At 34.2% G+C, this 20,027-nt stretch carries 15 protein-coding genes and 1 pseudogene; 1 reads left to right on the forward strand and 15 read right to left on the reverse strand.

Features of this window, described 5'->3' with window-relative positions:
- Positions 1-50 precede the first annotated feature (50 nt).
- The 5 genes from ACYQ1E_RS03645 to ACYQ1E_RS03665 all read right to left on the reverse strand — a co-directional run bounded on the left by ACYQ1E_RS03645 (position 51) and on the right by ACYQ1E_RS03665 (position 5,736).
- A complete protein-coding gene (locus ACYQ1E_RS03645) occupies positions 51-1,301 on the reverse strand; it encodes a radical SAM family protein (protein WP_459875423.1) in 1,251 nt (416 codons plus the stop codon).
- Positions 1,302-1,465: 164 nt separating this feature from the next.
- Complete coding sequence (rpsI, locus tag ACYQ1E_RS03650) at positions 1,466-1,858, reverse strand: 30S ribosomal protein S9 (RefSeq protein WP_459875425.1); 393 nt, start codon at positions 1,856-1,858, stop codon at positions 1,466-1,468.
- Between the two features lie 16 nt (positions 1,859-1,874).
- Complete coding sequence (rplM, locus tag ACYQ1E_RS03655; RefSeq protein ID WP_459875426.1) at positions 1,875-2,324, reverse strand: 50S ribosomal protein L13; 450 nt, start codon at positions 2,322-2,324, stop codon at positions 1,875-1,877.
- 195 nt (positions 2,325-2,519) lie between these two features.
- Positions 2,520-4,610: a tetratricopeptide repeat protein gene (locus tag ACYQ1E_RS03660; RefSeq protein ID WP_459875428.1), complete on the reverse strand. Its 2,091-nt coding sequence runs from the start codon at positions 4,608-4,610 to the stop codon at positions 2,520-2,522.
- A 91-nt stretch (positions 4,611-4,701) separates the two neighbouring features.
- Positions 4,702-5,736: a VWA domain-containing protein gene (locus tag ACYQ1E_RS03665; RefSeq protein ID WP_459875430.1), complete on the reverse strand. Its 1,035-nt coding sequence runs from the start codon at positions 5,734-5,736 to the stop codon at positions 4,702-4,704.
- 635 nt (positions 5,737-6,371) lie between these two features.
- Here ACYQ1E_RS03665 and ACYQ1E_RS03670 point away from each other — a divergent pair.
- Positions 6,372-7,667, forward strand: a complete 1,296-nt coding sequence (locus ACYQ1E_RS03670) for an IS5 family transposase (RefSeq protein ID WP_459875432.1) — start codon at positions 6,372-6,374, stop codon at positions 7,665-7,667.
- A 284-nt stretch (positions 7,668-7,951) separates the two neighbouring features.
- Here ACYQ1E_RS03670 and ACYQ1E_RS03675 read toward each other — a convergent pair whose 3' ends face one another.
- The 10 genes and pseudogenes from ACYQ1E_RS03675 to cobN form a co-directional block, all read right to left on the reverse strand.
- Entirely contained in the window at positions 7,952-10,144 is a 2,193-nt protein-coding gene (locus tag ACYQ1E_RS03675; RefSeq protein ID WP_459875433.1) for an acetate--CoA ligase family protein, read from the reverse strand.
- 15 nt (positions 10,145-10,159) lie between these two features.
- Entirely contained in the window at positions 10,160-10,999 is an 840-nt protein-coding gene (locus ACYQ1E_RS03680; RefSeq protein ID WP_459875435.1) for a coiled-coil domain-containing protein, read from the reverse strand.
- A 13-nt stretch (positions 11,000-11,012) separates the two neighbouring features.
- A complete protein-coding gene (locus ACYQ1E_RS03685) occupies positions 11,013-11,795 on the reverse strand; it encodes an enoyl-CoA hydratase/isomerase family protein (protein ID WP_459875437.1) in 783 nt (260 codons plus the stop codon).
- Positions 11,796-12,051: 256 nt separating this feature from the next.
- Positions 12,052-12,201: a hypothetical protein gene (locus ACYQ1E_RS03690; RefSeq protein ID WP_459875439.1), complete on the reverse strand. Its 150-nt coding sequence runs from the start codon at positions 12,199-12,201 to the stop codon at positions 12,052-12,054.
- A 50-nt stretch (positions 12,202-12,251) separates the two neighbouring features.
- A pseudogene (locus ACYQ1E_RS03695) lies at positions 12,252-12,482 on the reverse strand (toxin-antitoxin system TumE family protein); the annotation flags it as partial.
- Positions 12,483-12,598: 116 nt separating this feature from the next.
- Complete coding sequence (locus ACYQ1E_RS03700) at positions 12,599-12,826, reverse strand: hypothetical protein (protein ID WP_459875441.1); 228 nt, start codon at positions 12,824-12,826, stop codon at positions 12,599-12,601.
- Between the two features lie 394 nt (positions 12,827-13,220).
- A complete protein-coding gene (locus ACYQ1E_RS03705) occupies positions 13,221-14,285 on the reverse strand; it encodes a FecCD family ABC transporter permease (RefSeq protein ID WP_459875443.1) in 1,065 nt (354 codons plus the stop codon).
- Between the two features lie 2 nt (positions 14,286-14,287).
- Positions 14,288-15,067: an ABC transporter ATP-binding protein gene (locus tag ACYQ1E_RS03710; protein WP_459875445.1), complete on the reverse strand. Its 780-nt coding sequence runs from the start codon at positions 15,065-15,067 to the stop codon at positions 14,288-14,290.
- Entirely contained in the window at positions 15,064-16,134 is a 1,071-nt protein-coding gene (locus tag ACYQ1E_RS03715) for an ABC transporter substrate-binding protein (protein WP_459875447.1), read from the reverse strand. The genes ACYQ1E_RS03710 and ACYQ1E_RS03715 overlap by 4 nt, the downstream gene beginning before the upstream one ends.
- Positions 16,134-20,024, reverse strand: a complete 3,891-nt coding sequence (gene cobN, locus ACYQ1E_RS03720; protein ID WP_459875449.1) for a cobaltochelatase subunit CobN — start codon at positions 20,022-20,024, stop codon at positions 16,134-16,136. Before cobN ends, ACYQ1E_RS03715 begins: the two co-directional genes overlap by 1 nt.
- Positions 20,025-20,027: the final 3 nt, after the last annotated feature.

Here is a 20,027-nt window from a genome sequence, read left to right on the forward strand (position 1 = left end):
CTCCTTATAGAAAAATTATGTTAATGCCTTATCAAGACACTCCATTAATATTAACCCAAATAGGGATTGAAATAACCAAATTTTATCCATGGAAAATTTTTTTTCAACCTTTTTTTGAAATTTAAAAATCCCATAGAGGGAGATAAATTATCTTGGATTGATAAATAGATATCTGGATCTATATTTAAATTTCTTAGCTGTATAAGGTCCAATTTAGTATCTTCTATTAAATCTAAAAGATAGGTTAGTTCGGATTCTGTATCTGTAACTCCAGGAAAATAGAGTAAATTTATTGAAACAAAAAGCCCTAAAGACTTGGCAAGTTTGATAGTTGCTTTAACATCATCAAATTCATACCCTTTAGGCCTGTAATATTTCTGATAAAGGACCTTATTTGCACTGTTTAAACTAACTCTAATAGAGGAGAGTCCAGCTTCTTTTAGATGAGGTATGGAATGGGTTATAGAGCCATTTGTGTTTATGTTTATAGTGCCTTTTCCATTTTTTTTTCTATATAAGGTGATCGCCTGTTCTATGGTCTTCCACTGGGTTAAAGGTTCTCCTTCACATCCTTGCCCAAAAGAAAAAATTGGTCTTTTTTCTTTTGAAGCATGTTCTTCCATTACTTCACAAATTTCAGAGGGAGTGGGCGTAAAGGTTATCCTGTCCTGGGTTGCAGGGATTTTTGATTCCTTTGGCTGCTTTGATATACATCCAATACATCTGGCATTGCACTCCATTGAAATGGGTAGAGGTGCTTCAAATCTGCCAAGAGCAAAATTTCTGGCAGCAGGACAGCAATATGTTAAAGCACATTTAGTAAGATGGGATATGAGTCTATTATCTGGATATTTTTTTAACAGGTTTTTGGCTCCAATTTCTATCTTTTTTTTGGGTATATTTAAAAAGACCTGTCTTTTATCCTTATCTACCTTTTTTGCACAAACATAAAATTTTCCATTAAAATACCCAACAGCACCATAAGCAAACAAAGGAAGGGGGGATGAATTTTGTTGTTTTTTATATGCACATATGCCAGTTAAGGTGTATCCAGGACATATGAATGCTGCTACAGCCAATTTGTCAGTTACTACCAATCTACCGGTTTTAGGATCAAGTCCAAGGGCATATCTATCTGGCAAAAAAAAGATATTTGATTCAGCAGGTAGCGGGGTTAACTCATTTGGTTTTGGAAGGGCAAATTCCTCCCCTCTTCTACAGACCATAAGTAGATCAGGATCATCGTATATATTCCCTTTAGAATCTGCATAAAGTAGTCTTGGTTGGATTTTATTATTCATTATATGATTTTTTTTGAGGGAATAAATATAAATATGCCTTATATTTGTAAAAATAAGGTGAAAAAACATATGTGAGCCACATCAATATTGATGTGGCCCTGTTTAAATATAAGGTTATTGATTTGCCTTGAGAATTATTAAATTCCTTGAATATTGAATTAACATTAACGTTTTGAAAACTGAAATTTCTTTCTTGCCTTTGGCTGGCCGTATTTCTTCCTCTCTTTTACTCTGGCATCTCTTGTTAGAAATCCTGCTGCTTTCAAGGGTTTTCTAAGCTCTGGGTCATATTCAAGCAAAGCCCTACTAATTCCATGTTTTATTGCATCTGCCTGTCCTGAGATTCCTCCACCTTTTACATTCACCTTTATGTCAAATTTTCCTTCCAAGTTTAATAATTTTAAAGGCTGAGTTATAATCATTCTAAGGGTTTCTCTTGGGAAATATTCTTCAACTGGCCTTCCATTGACTTCTATTTTCCCTGTGCCAGGATATAATCTTGTTCTGGCAATTGCAGATTTTCTCTTCCCTGTACCGTAAAAAAAGTCTTGACTCATAACTCACTCTCCAATTTTATTGGTTTAAATCAAGTAAAGTTGGGTTTTGTGCTGAATGGGGATGGTTAGGACCTGCATAAATTTTCAATTTTGTAAGCTGCTTTCTTGCCAACCTATTTTTTGGCAACATGCCTTTAACTGCATTGTAAATTACCCTTTCAGGCTTTTTTTCCAACAGTTTTTTAAGAGTGATTTCTTTAAGACCTCCTGGATAGCCAGAATGACGGTAATACTTCTTTTGCTCCAATTTTCTGCCTGTAACCTTGACCTTATCAGCATTAACTACAATGATAAAATCTCCATTATCCACATGGGGTGTAAAGTCTGGTTTATGTTTTCCCCTAAGCCTTACAGCTATTTTTGATGCCAATCTCCCCAAAATTTGACCCGAGGCATCAATAACATACCATTTTCTTTGATTAAGAGCTTTTTCTCTTGGCAAACTATAGGTTTTAAATTGACTCATCTTTGGCTCCTCACTTTGTATTTTTAGCCATTACACAAATATATTTATTCCGTGTAGGCCTGGCATCTAATTTTCTCCCTTTTAAATAGAAAAGAAGTTTTTATCTTTATAAAAAGAACTTGTCAAGGAAGAAAAAAAGTACACAAATTTTTTCAACTCTACAACCTAGCCTAGTAGTAGCTTATCTGAAAAAAATCAAAAAGTGTTATTTTTTTCTTGTAAAATCCTTTTTATTTTAGAGGCTTCTTCAAAATTTTTTGAGATTTGAAGAGTTTTTTTTAAATATTTTTTTGCAAGGTTTTTATTTCCCAAAACCATATAAGTCATACCTAGGTGATAAAGAGCATATGGATTATTTGAATTGGTCTCTACTGATTTTTTTAGATATTTAAGTGCCTTTTTATATTTTTTTTGGTTAAAATATATCCATCCCAGGGTATCCAAAATACTTGAATTATTTGGCAATAGTTCATTTGCTTTCAAAGCCATCTTAAGCGCTTCATCTAGATTTTTATTTGTTTGAACCAAGAGCCAGGCCAATTGATTATAACCTACAAAAAAATTGGGCTCCTGTTTTATAAGTTCTCTATAATATTTCTCTGCTTCTCCATATTTTTCTATTTTCTCACACAACATTCCAAGTTTCAGCAAAATTCCACTATCTTTTTTTGTCTTAAGAGCTTTTTTATAGTATTTATAAGCCTTTTCTAAATCTCCTAAAATAATGTATGTCTCCGCCATTCCATAAAGAGAAGGGAAAAAGTGGGGAGCTTTTTTTAAAGATAGAGCATAAAATTCCAGGGCCTTTTTTCTCTCTTTATTTATCTGATATACCTGCGCCATAAAATAATTGGAAAAAATCGAGTATTTATTTTTAATCAATGCTTTAGCTAATTCAGTCTTGGCATTATTAATATAATCTCTTAATAAAAAAATTATGGCAAGATTTAAATGTCTTAATTCATCTTTGTTAGTTCCTGCTTCTAATTCTTTGGAATTAACTCCATCAATTATAAAGCCATTAATTACTCCATTGCCCTTTTTAAAATAGAAATAAGCCTTTTCCCAGTTACTCTTTTTGGCAAAAATGGACCCTTTTAAAAAATATAGGGTTTTTTCGTTGAAGTTTAAAAGTTTTGGTTCTTTTACTAATAAGAGTCTATCTATTTCATTGAAATTTATATCCTTGTCTAAGTATAACTTAATTATGAGATTATATATACAAAAATCCATAAAAGGATAATATTTTTTACATGCAATTTTCATGTGATCTAAAGCCAAATTCATCTTGTTTTGAATAAGAAACAATTCTCCTTTTAATAAATCTATGTTTAAATTATCTTTTTTTACATTATTCAAGATCCTTTTAGCTTCTTCAAATTTATTTTGATGTAACAAGGAATCAGCTAATATATAATACCCATTCTCATCAAAAATATCTAACAATTTTTTCCCTGTTTCCTCTGCTTCTTTATATTTTCTCAACTTAAGTTGTATTATTCCTATATCTAAGAGTACTTTTTGGTTGTTGGGTCTAGTTTTCAAACATTTTTTTAAATAATAGTAAGCATATGCTATATTATTTTTTACAAGATATAGTTGTGCTAATCCCCAATTAACTTCAAATGAAGATTGTGATAATTTTAAGGCTTTTTTGAAATAAAATTCTGATAAATTATAATTTTTTAAAACATAATATGTATAACCTAAATTTATTAATGCTGGATAAAATTTATCGTATAAAGCTATTGCTTTTTTAAAATTCTTTATTGCCTGATTATATTCTTTTTTATCAAAATATAATCTTCCTAAAATATTAAATGGATATGGATTATTTTTATCTATTAAAATTGCTTTGCTGCATAAATTTATGCCTTCATCATATTTTCTTTTTTTTCTCAATAACATTGCTTTGGCATATAAAAAATATTTATTTTTATCATTTTTAACTAAATCTAAATATTTAATTGCCTGATAAATCTTGTTTTGAGATATAAGATACATTGCATATATGGATTTTACATCATCTTCCTCTGGAAAAATTAATATGAGTCTTTCAGCCAGTTCTCCAGCCTTGTTGAGATTTCCATGAAAAATATAAGATTTCATGCTCTCAAAATAAAGTTCCTTATTTTCCCTTAAATTACTTTTAATTTTTTCTTTATTTTCTATCAGTTGTTCCTCAAAAGAAGTTCCTGTATCAACAGGGACACCAAAACAAATGTCTGATAAGACAAAATTTATAGAAATTAAAAACAATATAAAAAAAGTTTTTATTTTACTCATTCATATCACCTTGAATTTACTGTTTATTACTGTTTAATAAAAAAAGGATCAGCATCACTTAAGATGTTGATCCTTATATAAATAGAGACAATTAATTATTTCTTCTTTTGTAACCTAACATACCCAACAGTCCAGAGCCCAATAAGAGCATTGTGGTTGGTTCTGGCACTGCACTTGGATTTGGTTGTTGGCCATATAGGGTGATTGATGCTTGAGCACTAGTATTATCAGTACCATAGGCAACAGCTAAAAAGGTATTTGGGCCAACTGAGAGGGTATAGTTAAGATTAAAATTACCAAGACCGTCTGTACCATAATCATAGAGCCACGTTCCATCGGGTAGTTGGATATCCAAATGATCTAAGGATACCAAATTTCCTCCAGTACCAGAAAAAAGATCCACTAATTGATTAAAATTAGCACCAACAAATGTACCGTAATCATCAGTATCTCCGTATACATCATTTGGACCATCCACCACTGCTTTAAGGGCATCAGGAGAATAGTTGTTTCCCATTCCCACAGAATGAATAGCATCTAACAGTCCTTGGGAATTATAGGTTGACCAGGCATTATCAGCAGCGAAATCTGCAACACCGGCACTAGCACTAGAACCACCATCTGACATAACCACCATTACCTGCAGACGACTTGAATCTGATGCAGTTGCAAGCACACTTGCACCTTTAGTAACACCAGCACCTATATTTGTTCCACCCCAAGCATCAACACTGTTAATCGCATTTATTACATTTTGTTTTCCTGAGGATAAGGGTGTTAAACCTATAACCGTATTTGCATCCGAATCAAATTCAACAATCCCAACAGATGTGGTAGCTTCTGGCAAGTTATTTACCAGGGCAATTGCAGCATTCTGCTGAGCTTGTTGCCCTCCATTGCTCCCCATACTACCAGAGGAATCCAATACAAATACCAAGTCAAGACCAGTTCCTCCAACCTGACCCTGACCTGCTGCCTGACCATACAGCGTTACACTGGTTCCTGCAGTAAATACAGACCCATCAGCAGGGGAGGTCCATGCAACAGAAGTAGATGCCATTGCACTCCCACTAACTAAAAAAAACAAAGTACATGCAATAATTGATAATAATATTTTCTTCTCCATAATCATTACTCCTTTTTTCTTGATTGTTTAAACAAAGTTATAAAAAACAAAAAACTAATTGAAGAAAATTTGTGGTGGATCCCTAATTAAATTCATTTTTTGTTTACCTCCTAAAAATTAAAATATTTTTTGCAATAAATATTCCATAATTCTTTTATTCAAAAATAAAGGAAGAAATTCCTTTGATTTAACAATTTTTTCTTGTTGTTAATCCCAAAAAAAATAAACTGAAAACCTCTTTATTTTATAGCTCAAATTCTTAAGTGAAATAAATTTCACAATAATTATGAAATTTACTTCACCCGAAAACTCCTTTTTAAAGTATCTTCTCGTTTATTTATAAAATCTGCAGAACTTAATATAATAAAAATTAACTTGATAAAATAATATGTTATGAAAAAGAAAACATATTAAGGAAATATAAGAACCTAAAAGATCCATAATTTTTCTTATATTTCCATGGAGTTATACAGAAAACTATAATTAGTCGATGCTTAAAAAATATATAATTTACTGAAAATACTTTACAAAATGTTTGTTATAATGTAATATAAACGACCAGAAAATGTTTAAAACAGGTAAAAAGGTGGTAGAAAAGAATAAAAAAATGGAAGGGAAATTATATGCAGACATGTATGCCAAAGCGTAGAATACCACATTTGATATGTGGAGATTTATTAGATTTTATTAATCCTGATGATGCTTTGATAATTTTATCTAAAAAAATTCCATGGAAAGAATTTGATAAAGCATTTGCGAGTAAATATAGTAAGCGGGGTCGTCCTGCCAAATCTACTAGATTGATGGTTGGACTTTTAATGTTAAAACACTTGTATAATTTAAGTGATGCAAAAGTAGTGCAGATGTGGACACAGAATCCATATTTTCAAGCTTTTTGTGGAGAAAGTAGATTTAGATGGTCTCCTCCATGTGCTCCATCAGAGCTTACACATTTCCGAAAACGCATAGGAGAAGATGGTGTAAAGAAAATGTTTGAAATATCTGCTCAATTACATAAAGACAAAATTCAAGAAAAAGAGATAATTGTAGATACTACAGTTCAAGAGAAAAATATTACATTTCTAACAGATACAAAGTTAATGTGTAAAATTATTTCCAAATGTAGAAAAATAGCTAAAGAAGAAGGAATAGTTTTACGTAGAAGTTTTAGAAGAGAGTTACCTGAGTTGTTAAAAAAAATAAGATTTAACAAGAGGTCAAAGGATAAGAAAAAAGTTAAAAAAGCCAGAAAAAGGATTAAGACTATAGCTGGGATATTGATTAGAGAAATAAAACGTAAATTGCCAGAAGATGTTTATCCCAAGTATGTAAAACAAATAGAACTATTTGAAAAAGTGCATTCTCAAAAGAAAAAAGATAAAAATAAAATTTATAGTCTTCATGAACCAGGAGTCTATTGCATAAGCAAAGGTAAAGAACATAAGAAATATGAATTCGGTTCAAAGGCAGCTATAGCAATGACAAAAAATAGTGGAGTAATAGTTGCTGCAGTAAATTTTGAAAGAAATCAATATGATGGTCATACATTGCCAAAAGTATTGTGTCAAACAGAGGAGATAGTAGGAAAAAGACCAGAGGTGGCCATTTGTGATAGGGGATTTAAAGGTAAAAGCAAAATAGGCTCAACAAAAATTATTATCCCAAAGAGTCCTAAAAAGAAAGCAACACCCTATCAAAAATCCAAGATGCGTAAGAGATTTAGACGAAGGGCGGCGATAGAACCAGTAATAGGCCATCTAAAATCAGATTTTCGTTTAGCCAGAAACTTTCTAAAAGGGACAATAGGAGATACAATCAATTTACTGTTGGCAGCAGCAGCTTATAACTTCAAAAAGCTGATGGATCAGCTTGCCTTTTTTTTGTTTCTTTTTATTTTTCGTCCTTTTTTTACAAAAAAATATCAAAATTAAGAGCCGATGAATGAATCTTGAGCTTAATCTAAAGTGAGTATGGAAAAAATTTTAGAATAAAATTTAATAAAAGGCTTTTTTTAAGCATCGACTAAGTAGAAATTAGACAAGATTTATTATAAATATTTAGGCTTCTCTTTTTAGTAATCTAAAAGTTTAAGCATTACAATTCATAGCTCTCACCTAATTTTTGCAAAAAATTTCACATATCTATAATATAAACTTTCTCAGAAATTCTTACTGAATTCCTTGTTGAATCCATCTATATTCTATTGATCGCATATTTAATTCCTTATTAGCCACTGAAAATATTCATACATCCTGGCACAGGCCCTAACAGCATCTTCTGGTGAATTATAGCAAACTGTTTTATATCGGGCCCCTGTCACTTCATAAACAGTTTTATCATCAGGCTCTGTATTTAAACGTACACCAAAAATTGGCTTTTCGTATTTTTCCATCATGTCAACACATATTTTTACAAATTTATTCTCATGCTCTATTACCATATTTTTAATATTATCTAAATATTCTTTTGTATAGGTAGGATCGCTTTTTAAAACAGCATCCGTATATTTCCTTATATAAAACTTTCTACCCAAAATCCCTAAATTTATAACAGCATCACACCCATCCCAACTAAGCACTTTGTCTAATATGGCAGCTGGTAATTCAATATTCCATTCTCCAACAAGATCTATGGGATTTTTTCTACTCCAGAAATCAGGTAATTTTTCATCAATTAATTCAATAACCTCTTTAGGGAGTTTTGAGAGCTCCAGTCCATATTTTGCACAAAGATCCGCTGTTATTACAGCCCATCCTCCGCCTAAGGAGATTATAACAACTCTATTGCCCTTTGGAATAGGAAGGGAGGAAAAGGATGCTGCCATGGTCAAAAGTTCGCTCGGTGCATCAACTTTTAGTATGCCACTTTGTTTACACACTGTATTAAATACCCGTGTATTGGTAGCCATGGCGCCAGTATGTGTTGCTGCGGCATCAATGCCAGCATCTGTTTCCCCTCCTTTCAAAAGAATAATAGGTTTTTTCTTGGAAATTTTTTTTGCTAACTCAAGAAATCTCCTCCCATTTTTCACGCTTTCAATATACATCATTACAGTAGAAGTTAAGTCATCTTCATAAAATGCCTCTAAATAATCTTCAATACATATCATGGCCTCATTTCCTGAACCACAAAATCCCCTGATGCCTATTCCCTGCTCCGTTGCAAATGAGAGTAGTTGAACTCCCATGTTTCCAGATTGAGACACCATTGCCGTGGAACCTGGTCGTGGATGAATTAATGTGCCAATGCAATGAAATTTCGCATGAGGATTACATACCCCCATGGTATTTGGACCAATAATAAAAACATTATTCTCCTTTGCAACTTGAACAAGACGCTTTTGCAACTTTTTCCCCTGTTCACCTGTTTCTGAAAATCCTGACGAGATAAGTAATAAATGGTTTATCTTTTTTTGGGCCAATCTTGGTATTAAGTCTATGACAAACTTTGCAGGAATGGTAACAATAGCCAGGTCAATGGAATCTGGAATTTGACTGAGGTCAGTATACATCTTTCTTCCAAAGGCTTCTCCGCCCTTTTTATTTAAAAGATATATCTCGCCTTCATATTCACCGCTTATTAAAAGGGTTGGAAGGAGATGACCCCATTTCCCCATCTGTGAAGAAGCCCCAATAAAGACCACTGACTCAGGATAAAAAAATTTCCTAAAATGTTTAGGATCAATCCTGTCAGGATGCTCCTTTTTAATGGGATTAGTCTCAATACCAAGCAGTGCATCAACAGCAATTATATCGCCATCTCTGGTTATTTTTATGGGGTTTATGTCAATTTCTTTAATATCTTCAAACTCTAAGGCTAAATCTGAGAGGGCTACAAATATTTTTGCTAGTTTATCTATACTTACCGCCCGTTCTCCTCTAAAATCTCCAAGCAATGGTTTAGACCTTATTTCATTTATACATCTTTTAGCCTCATCAATATTAATAGGACACACTCTTAATGAAAAATCTTCCAGCGCCTCTGTAAAAATTCCTCCCAAACCAAACATAACCACAGGGCCAAAATCAGGGTCCCTGAACATCCCAACTACAAATTCCCTAGTACCCTCAATTTGTGGCTGCACTATTATTTTTTCTATTCCAAGATCTTTTTTAGATTCTAATGACTCATAGCCTCTTTTTAGGTCTTCAAAATTATACAAGTCTGTTAAGACCAGACCCTTTTCTGATTTATGGGGGATATTTTTTGAAATCCCCTTAAGGACCAAAGGATATCCCCATATTTGGGCAATATTATTTAAGTCTTCAATATTAGTTAGTTCCCTTTCCTCAACAACGTCAATGCCGGCTAAAGATAATATTGATTTTGACATACTCTCGTCCAGAGTCTTAACACCCTCTTCTTTTGCTTTGTTTATAATTTCTCTAATTTCTTGTTTTTTATTCATCTGTTTTTCTCCCAATTAGAGGTCTTGCATCCAGATTACAGAAATACCCTTGTTTTCAGCCACTTTTTCAAGGTCTTCTTCTATTTGTTCTACTACCAAAACTTTAAACAAGGTTGATGGGAGTTCTTTTTCTTTTTGAAGAATGGAGATTGCATCTAAAAATTCATCAATATCTTTTTTTGTTGGTGAGTCTATTACTGTTCCAACCACAGTATGTGATTTTTTGTTTTTAGTGCCTCTACCAAAAATTGGGAAATGAATCTTTTTTCCTTTAATTTCAAAAGTTTTGGATTTAAAGTGTTCTTTTATGTTCAAGCTAAGTTTTTTCTTTAGTGTTTTAGGCAATCTAGACAATACTCTGTTAGTTGCAATTTGTTTTATGTTCTTCAAAATACCATTAAAAGATTCTTTAAACTCTTTTGTTATTTCTTTGAGTCCTTTTGTGTTTTCTTCAATACAAGATATAGCTTTGAAATAATCAATATCTTTATCTTTTGACACAGAAGATATAAGTTCTTTTTGAATTTTTATTAGTTCTTCAATTTTTGAGGAAAATAAGTCTTTTACAGAATTTATATGTGATGATAAATCTTTTATTTTTTTATGATATTCACTAAACTTTGCATCAATCTTTTCTTCCAGATATGAATATTCTTTCTTTAATGCTTCAATTTCATCTTTTAATAAAGCAATATCAGAAAGGGATTCTAATTTTGAATTCAAATCCTTAATGTCTTCTTTTGTTAAAGATTTCTCCTGATCTTTGAAAATTTCATCCACAAAAGAATAAAAGGTTTCCCTGAGAGCAGGCTCCAATTTTGCCAATTTTCTTACTAATTCAACACTTATATTCATTTTTATCTCCTATCTATTTATTAAAATTTGGTTTTCTTTTTTCTAAAAATGCATTCACACCTTCTATAAAATCTGAATGGGACCAGGCCAGTACCTGATAATAGGCCTCAATATCTAGTTGTGTGCTCAAATCATTTTTTAAGCTCATCTTGAGCATAGCTTTAATTGACTGCATGGCATAACGTGGGCCATGAGAAAGTGTCTCAGCAAATTTCATGGTTTCTTCTACCAATTTATCCCTTGGGAAAATTTTATTATATATTCCCATCTCATAGGCTTCTTTGGCTTCCAGGATCTTGCCTGTTAAAAGAATTTCAACCGCTTTGTGATAACCTATTTTCCTGGGTAAAAACCAACTGCAACCAGTATCTGGAACCGATGCAATGTGTATAAAATTTGGAGCAAATCTGGCATCTTCAGAAGCATAAATAATATCACAGCCAAGTACTACGGCAGTAGCTGCGCCAGCGACCACACCATTAATACATCCTATAATGGGCTTTTTGACCTTTTCCATGGCTAGAATCATGTGATTAGTATAGTCCATTATTTCTTTTTTCTGAAAAGGTTCTTTTGATGTGAGAAGCCAGTTTATATCTCCACCAGCAGAAAAGGCACCCTTAGATCCAGTCAATACAATAACTCTCACACCATCATCTCTGTTTACCGTCTCAAAAAGATCTGCACATTCACTAACCATATCCTTGTTAAAGGCATTTAATGTCTCTGGTCTGTTGAGTTTAACAACACCAACCCCTTTTTCATTCACTTCAAAAATCAAGTTTTTATAGTCCATAAAAGTACCTCCAAACAGTGTACCCAATTTAAGTAGTTACGCAAGTGTAGTATGTGATATTAAGTATAGCTTTTCTAACACATAACTACCTTAAGTTCAACTTAAATCCATCCCTGAAGTTTATCTGAACTTCATAGTGGTGTATCACTCTCCCCAAGTCCTTTAAAGAGATTGAAAATTCGCTCCAGATGTTTGCCTGATTCAGGTGTTGTAAGGTAGGGTCTTACAAAAAAAATATCCAGCTAACATTTTGATATCACAGTTTATTAATCTGTCTCTCATTAAGCCCCAATTTTTGTAAATATTCCTCTGTAAAAACATCTTTCAAAAACATAAGTGTAAACTCTAAGTGATTTGCCTCAATTTTAAGTGCTGGAAGACCTGCATTTTTTAAAGCCTGCAGCATTCTCTCAATCCCGGAACCAACGCTTTCAAAAACAATTCCTTTCTATTCTATCATAATTTTCCACTCTTTATTACTTGCTCAATTTCTTTTAAAATCTCTTCACAGGTTATAGCATAGTTTGGTAAAATTTTTTCCTTAATATGTTTATGGTGAGGATAAGTTGATATGTTCTTGTGATGTGGAGCATTATCCCAACGTATAATCAACTTTCCTTCTTTTGTCTGACAGTGATAAGAATAGGCCCTTTCAAATTCATCAACATACTCTCTAATATTAAGAACAGAATCATCTTTAAGCTAAACTATTATTTTTACATAAAATCCTGTTTTAAAAATCCTTAAATCTAATACTTCTACATTCTTTATAAAAGGAAAATTTTTCAAGCAACTTAAAATCTTCATCTAAGAGAAGCCTCTAATTCTTCTAAACTTTTTACATAAGCTTTCCACTCAAGATAATCATCCCACTTTTCAAAGTCTTCCTTGGTTAGTACTTCTTTTTCAAATTCAAAAAAAGTTTTACCATATTTTTTTTCAAAAAGAGATACTTTTTCCTTTACAATGTGTAAGTCATAAAATTTTATTAAGCTCTCAAAATCTTTAAGAGATTCTTGCGTGAATATCATTTCACCCACCTTTTTATTAAATGTTTATTAAAGTTAGAGTTTTCTCCTCAACTTGTCTCTCGTTTATAGTATCCTGCAGAATTCGATGTAATTGACCCATAATTGACCCATAATACAAAAACAGAATAAAGAAAAATTAAGAGCGAGAAAGGGGAACGATAAATTAAAATATCCTGTGTTGGTAGAAGAAATTAAAAATAAATGTCCCTGGGAACTTATGAAAAATGGAATTAATGAAGAGACAATTTTTTATCATCTATGTAAAAATAATCCTCCTACTGAAGAAGATTTTAAACCTCATGCTTACTCTAATATACCCCAAAGAAAAGGTAACTATAAAAAAATACTTAAAAATTTTAAAAAATCCAAAAATAGTCTAAAGATACAGATTAATTCAATACCAAAATTCTCTTTGTTTTGTAAGGAGCAGATAAAGAAAAAACGGTCCTCCGAGAAAGGCCACAATAATTCCTACTGGTATTTCGCTTGAACCAAGTAAAGTTCTGCCAATGGTATCAGCCCCAAGCAAAAGAAACGCACCTACAATACAAGAGCCTGGAAGTAAAAAACGGTGATCTTCTCCTATACACATTCTGGATATGTGTGGAGACATAAGGCAAACAAAGCCTATGATTCCAGTAAAGCAGATCACCCCAGCGGTTATAAAAGAGCAAAGGATAAGGACCCTACTTTTTACTCTTTCTGTGTTTACCCCAAGTCCTTTTGCTGCTTCTTCTCCACCAATCATTGCGTTAAGATCCCAACTGTAGCGAAAAAGAAAAAAAGAACCTAAAAAGACAAAAACAGATACAAAAAGAAGTCTATTCCAACTCGCATTAGCAAAAGAGCCAAACAGCCAGTGGACTAATCCTTGTAGTTCTTCTTTTCCTGCTATGAACTGAAGAAAAGATATTATGGCTGTAATAATGTACATCATGGCAATTCCACCAAGGATTATGGTTTCTTCAGTAGTTCCGCGAAGTTTTGAGATCCCCAAGACTAAAAATGCAGAAAAAAGAGCAAATAAAAAACTATTTCCTGCTATAAAAAATCTTCCTACACCCACAATGCTCCAGCCAAGTACTATAGCAACTGCAGCACCTAAAGCAGCACCTGCAGATATTCCCATAGTAAAAGGAGAAGCAAGAGAATTTCTGGTTATTCCCTGAATACCTGCACCTGACACAGCAAGTCCTGCCCCTGCAACTATAGCCAAAAGAACCCTTGGAAATCGCACCTTCCAAACAACTGTATCAGCTACCTTTCGCACTGCAAGGTTTAAGCCTGTAAGTTTTGCAAAAATCACTTTTGCCACTTCAAAAAAGCTTATGTTAGCTGCTCCAACAGAACAAGCAAGAATAGAAAGAGCAATAATCCCAACTATTCCTCCAAAAATAAAAATAAATTTCCTTACAGTAAGTTTTTTATAAATGTCTTTTACTTCAATCTCTTTTTCCATAATTACTGTTGGCAGGGAGATATAGGAATGACCAATGTTTTTTTAACTTCTGTCTGTATCAAAACTTTAGCTTGAACTCCATAAACCTCTTTTATAATCTCTGGAGAAAATACCTTCCAAGGGCTCCCAATTGCAAAGATCTTTCCTTCTTTAAGAAAAGCAACTTTGTCAGAAAATCTTCCAGCAATATTGAGATCATGAGTAGCAAATATTGCAGAAATTTTCTGCTTTTTGACAAGCTTAAAAATAAGCTCTGCAACTTCAAGCTGATATTTAAGATCAAGATTAGAAGTAGGCTCATCTAAAAGTAATACTTCTGGCTCTTGAGCAAGAGCCATTGCTATAAGCACTTTTTGCTTTTCTCCTCCTGAAAGCTCGTTAAAAGATTTATCGTATATCTTATCAAGCCCCATAACAGTAAGAACTTCCCAAACCACTCTTTTGTCCCTTTCCTTAACCTTCCAACTCACATAAGGTTTTCTTCCTAAAAGCACCATTTCAAAAACCGTAAGAGAAAAAGTATGATATACACTTTGAGGCACATATCCGATCAATTTTCCAATATCTTTATCTCCAAAACTCTCAATATTCTTTCCACCAAGCAAAACTGCTCCTTTTTGAGGTTTAAGAATTTTGTTTATGCACTTAAGAAGTGTGCTTTTCCCAGATCCATTTGGCCCTGCAAGCGCAAGCACTTCTCCTTCTTTTACTTCAAAGCTTACATCCTTTAAGACCTTATGACTATTGTAATAAAATTCTATTTCTTTTATGCTAAGTTTCATCTTTTACTTTCGAAAGGTGGCCAACACCATATTCCCTTACCTTCTATATTCAGGAATTTTCTCAAATACTCTTTATGGATGGCATCAGGATCAATATCTTTAAATTTTTCAGGATATAAGATTTTTGCTGTATAAATAACACCGAGCCATATACGAGGAGAAGTCCATAGATTGCTGTTTAAGATATATACCCTGCCATCTTTAACTGCTCTAATCTCATTCCAGCCAGGACGGCTCATTATCTCTTTTCTGAGTTTTTCCATTGCAGATGAATTGGAAGTTCCAAGACCAGAAGGGACATACATAGGAAGTTGGGACTTTATAATTACATCTGGATCTTCTTCAATCACCCATTCAGGGCTTATTTGAGGAACTTTAAGATCTGCAGCAATGTTTTTACCTCCTGCTCTTTGCGTAAGAGGATCACCAGTAAATCCCTTAAGGCATGTATAGTAGTCTCGAAAAAACTCAAGATATACTTTTGGTTTATTTTCTGGTCTTACATCTTTAACTCTTTCATCTAATAAAGAAAGATATTTCTCAATAAAATTCCAGTAAGCCCTGGCTTCTTTTTCTCTTCCAAGTATCTTTCCCAAGGCAAAAATGTTTTGTTTTAAAGTCCTAAGTGTTGTTACATCAAGTCCAACTACAGGAATTCCATAAGATTTTAAGATATCTTCAAGATTTAGGCTTTTTGCTGTGTAAGGATGAGCAAGGAGCACATCTGGTTGAGTTTCAACCAAAATTTCAATGTTAATATTTGCTCCAGGACCTGCTCCAGATCCAATAGCCTTTTTTCCAACAAACTCCTTATAAAGCCCTCCCCATCTTCCTTTTGAAACATTGTCAGGAACAGCAACCACCAATTCTTCAGCTCCAAGAGCTTTTATTACTTCAAGAATATGTGAATAATGAACAGCAACTCTTTTTACAGGATGAGGAATTTTTATTTTCTTACCTGATAAATCTACTACTGCTATGCACTTTTTGAAACCGTATCCAGGTTGTTCAAAAGATAAAAATAGTAAAAACAAGGCAAAAATAACTAAAAATTTTCTCCTTAACATTAAACTTCCAATCCACTTAGTTTTGATTTGATTTCTTTAACCTTTTCGCCAATGTTGGACAAATCTTCTGTGCTCATAATGCTAACTTCACCACCCTGAAACTCACCTTTGACATCTTCCATCTTCTCTTCTATCCATCCTTCTATTTCCAGATATATGTTTTTTAAGGCATCTTTTATTTCAGGATCAGGTTGCCAAAGTCCTCGTTCTGCTGCTTCTATGAGTCTTCTAGCTATCTCCTCAAGGGCATAAGGATTATTTTCTTTTAAAAAACGACGATTCTCTTCATTTAGAAGAAATTGCTCAGCAATTCCATCAAAGACCCAGTTCTCTACCTCATGTGTAGTTGCTTGCCAGCCATATATGTGATTTACTCTACTGGAAATATCTCCTGCACCTTTATATCCATGCCTTTTTTTGCCCTCAATCCAGGCTGGATTTAAAAGTCTTGTCCGAGCAACACGAGAAAGTTCTTCACGCAAAGTCCTGATTGCTGGACGATCAGGATCATGTGTATCTCCAAAAAGCGTCATCACTTTTTTTCCAGAAGCAACCTCAACTGCATTTGTAAATCCTCCATGTGTGCCATAAATATGGCAGCAATCAAGCAGATCAATCTCATCTGAGTCAAATTTTTCAAAAGTTACTTCTACTCTTCGGCAATTTTCAATCAACTCATCAGGAACATTTTCTGCATAAACCCCATTTCCATAGGCATAACTTGTCCAGTGGTAATATACTGCTGCAAGGTCTTTTTCCTCCTTCCAAGCAGAAGAAGCTACTGCTAGCTCAACACCTGTTCCATAAGTGCCAGGTGCTGAAGAAAATACCCTAAATGTTGCAAGACGCCTGGCTTGTTTTTCGTTATATTTTTTAAGCAGCTCCTTTTCTCGTTCAAAAACATGTTTTCGCACAAAATTTTGCTCAAGAGGCTCTGGCAACTCTGCAACCATCTGCGCTGCTTGATCTATCAGCTCAAATGCCCTGGGCATACTATCACGAAGAATAGAACCTAAGTTAACTGTGCAGTCAATACGGGGTCTGCCCAATGTTTTAAGGGAAATAGGTTTAATTGTTACTACACGACCTGCAGACCAAACAGGTTCTACACCCAAGGTATAGAGTATTTGAGCAATCATTTCCCCATCTGCCCTATATGGATCCATTGCCCAAAGTGTAAAACCTATGGATTCAGGGTATTTTCCATTTTCAGAAACATATCTGGCAATAAGCTCGTCAGCTAACCGTTTTCCAACTTCCCATGCCGCAGGTGTAGGAATACGCCATGGATCTATAGAATACATGTTACGGCCTGTAGGAAGGACCTCAATCTTTCCACGAGCAAGTACTCCTGATGCTCCTGGTTCAATGAATTTGCCGTCAAATCCCTGCAAAAGATTTGAGATTTCTTGATCTGTCTTATGCACTAAAGGAATGATCTTTAAAGCCTTTTTAAGCACATTAAAAAGAAGATCGCTTTCTCTAAAAGAAAGCCCATTTTTTTCAGCAAAATCTGCAATATGCTTTTTTGCACGCTCAATTGCCTCTTCAATCTGCTCAGGAGATAAGTCTAAAATATCAAACAAGATAACTTTACCAATCTCTTCTAATTTTGAAAGAATCCTTCCTCCACTTAAACCACATGAAGTGAGCGCATCAGGCAATTTTATCAATTGGTCATAATCTAGAGCTAAACAATCTGCCAGGGCCTTCCTTAAAGAAGGACAATCAGGTTGATCAACCCTTAACACAGAATTTATTAGCTCAGCTAAAGGTTTACCTTCAGGAGCCTGACCTAATATGTGTAATCCTTCTCGAAATTGGCTTTCTCTCAAAGTGCTGAGCTTTTCGTGAAGATCTATAGGATCTAATTCTTTTTCTTCAGATATAAGATTCGTTTCTTTGGCCTTTTTTTTGATTTCTTCAAGCAGCACAGCAGCTCTAGCCTTTTCATTAAGAGATACTGCTTTTTGATAGTCTTCAAGTAGTTCTTCCAGATCAGCAAGCTCCTCTTTAAGCTGAAAAGTAGCTAAAACAGGTGGCATGTGATCTACAATAACAGCATTTCCCCTTCTTTTAGCTATAACAGCCTCCATGGGATTGGTAATGTTATAAATATAAAGATGTGGGATTTTGCCAAGGGATACTCTGGGAAAACAAGATTTACTTAATGCTGTGGTCTTACCAGGTAAAAGTTCAAGGACTCCGTGTGTTCCTACATGAACAATCACATCTGCTTTAAACTCATCTTCTATCCACTTATGCCACGCTAACCACTGATGTGGAGGAGGGACATCAGGATCGTGAAGAATTTTACATACCTCCCCATCACAACGAGAACCTGCACACCCACGCTTAGGCTGAACTCCAATAAACACATTCCCTGTGATGATTCCTGGAATAACTATTTCACCATTGTGAAGTCCAAGGGACAGTTTTTGTACACCAGTAAGTTTTTTTAAATCTCTTGGATTCCCCCATGAATTGCAAACCTTCTCTTGAACCTCACCGGGCAGTTCAGAAAACCACTTTAAATACCTCTCAAGAGAGATCTTAGCTGCTGCTCCTCCTTTTTCCACAATTTCTTCAATTGTGGTCCAACGAAAGTCAGGAAGTGCCTTTTTTGCCATAATCTCTTCTATCAACTCTTTTCCATCCTTAGGCACCCACTTAAGCCTGTATCCAGCTTGTTTCATTTTATAAAGTATTCGAGCAAGACTCTCAAGACTATCAAGCCCAAAAGCTGTGCCAACAGTAGCTTCTGCACTTTTGCATGGTGAGTTGAGGAGCACAAAAGCAACCTTTTTTTCAGAATTCGGTTTTTGCTTAAGTTCTATCCACTTAAAAACTCTGTCTATTAGATACTTAACCTGTTCAGGAACAGGTTTTGAGGGTGAAAAATCACTTTTGTCTTCGGATGTGCCTATTAATGTAGGTTCAATTAAACCATCAAACTCTGGAAGTGTAATACTTATGATTACTTGAGGCAAATTCAGACCTTCTGGATTTTCACGCCACTCATCTTCTTTCTGGGCTACTGTCTGAATCATCTTAAGAACAGGCACATCCAGTTCTTTTAGAACATCAGTTGGTTCCTGGTCTATTGCAATGGAAACTTGGTGATGAGACTTTAAGAAAAAGGCACTATAAGAAATCAAAATGTCAATTACAGGCTTTTTGTTATGTATAAAAAATCTTCTAATAACATCGTCATTTTTCACCTGACCAAACCAACCATCACTAAAAACAGGTATGACCCCTCCACCTCGTCTTTCGATCTCCTCAATAATAGCGTTAAAAGGAGCAAGATTGTCTTCTATCCAGAATAAACGAGGGAAAAGAAGACCAATTAAAGGGCGATGCTTTCCATACCATGCAAAATATTCCTCTGAATCCGTCCAGATAGATTCAGACCTTGGATGATAAATCCCAGCCCAGGGGATTTTTTGTGGAGGATGAGAAACTTCAGCAGGAAGCTTTCCTGCAAGCTCTCCTAGCCACAAAAAGAACTGTTCTATATTCTTTATTCCACCATAGAGATGATAGTCTATAGCGCGCTTTATCTTGTCAGAAGGTAAATTTCCAATTGAAGCAACTTCTGGTGTAACTGGAACAACTGGTTTGTTTAGTTCTTTGCTAAGCTTCTCAAAGAATTCGTAAAGGGCTTTAAACTCTGGAGGAAAGCCAAAAAAAACAGCATCAGCTTCTCTTTTGGCAAATTCGATCCAATCTGGTGAAGGAAAAGGCATTCCCTGGGCAGGTGGTTGACTGTATTTGAGTTCAATAGCTGGTTCATTGATTTTCTTTCCCACTTCCTGATATATTCGTCCTATTGTGCTTGGGCCATAAATAACCCGAAAACCTGCTATTTTTATCTTGTCTTTTTTCATTTA

It is taken from the genome of Desulfothermus naphthae (assembly GCF_054657475.1).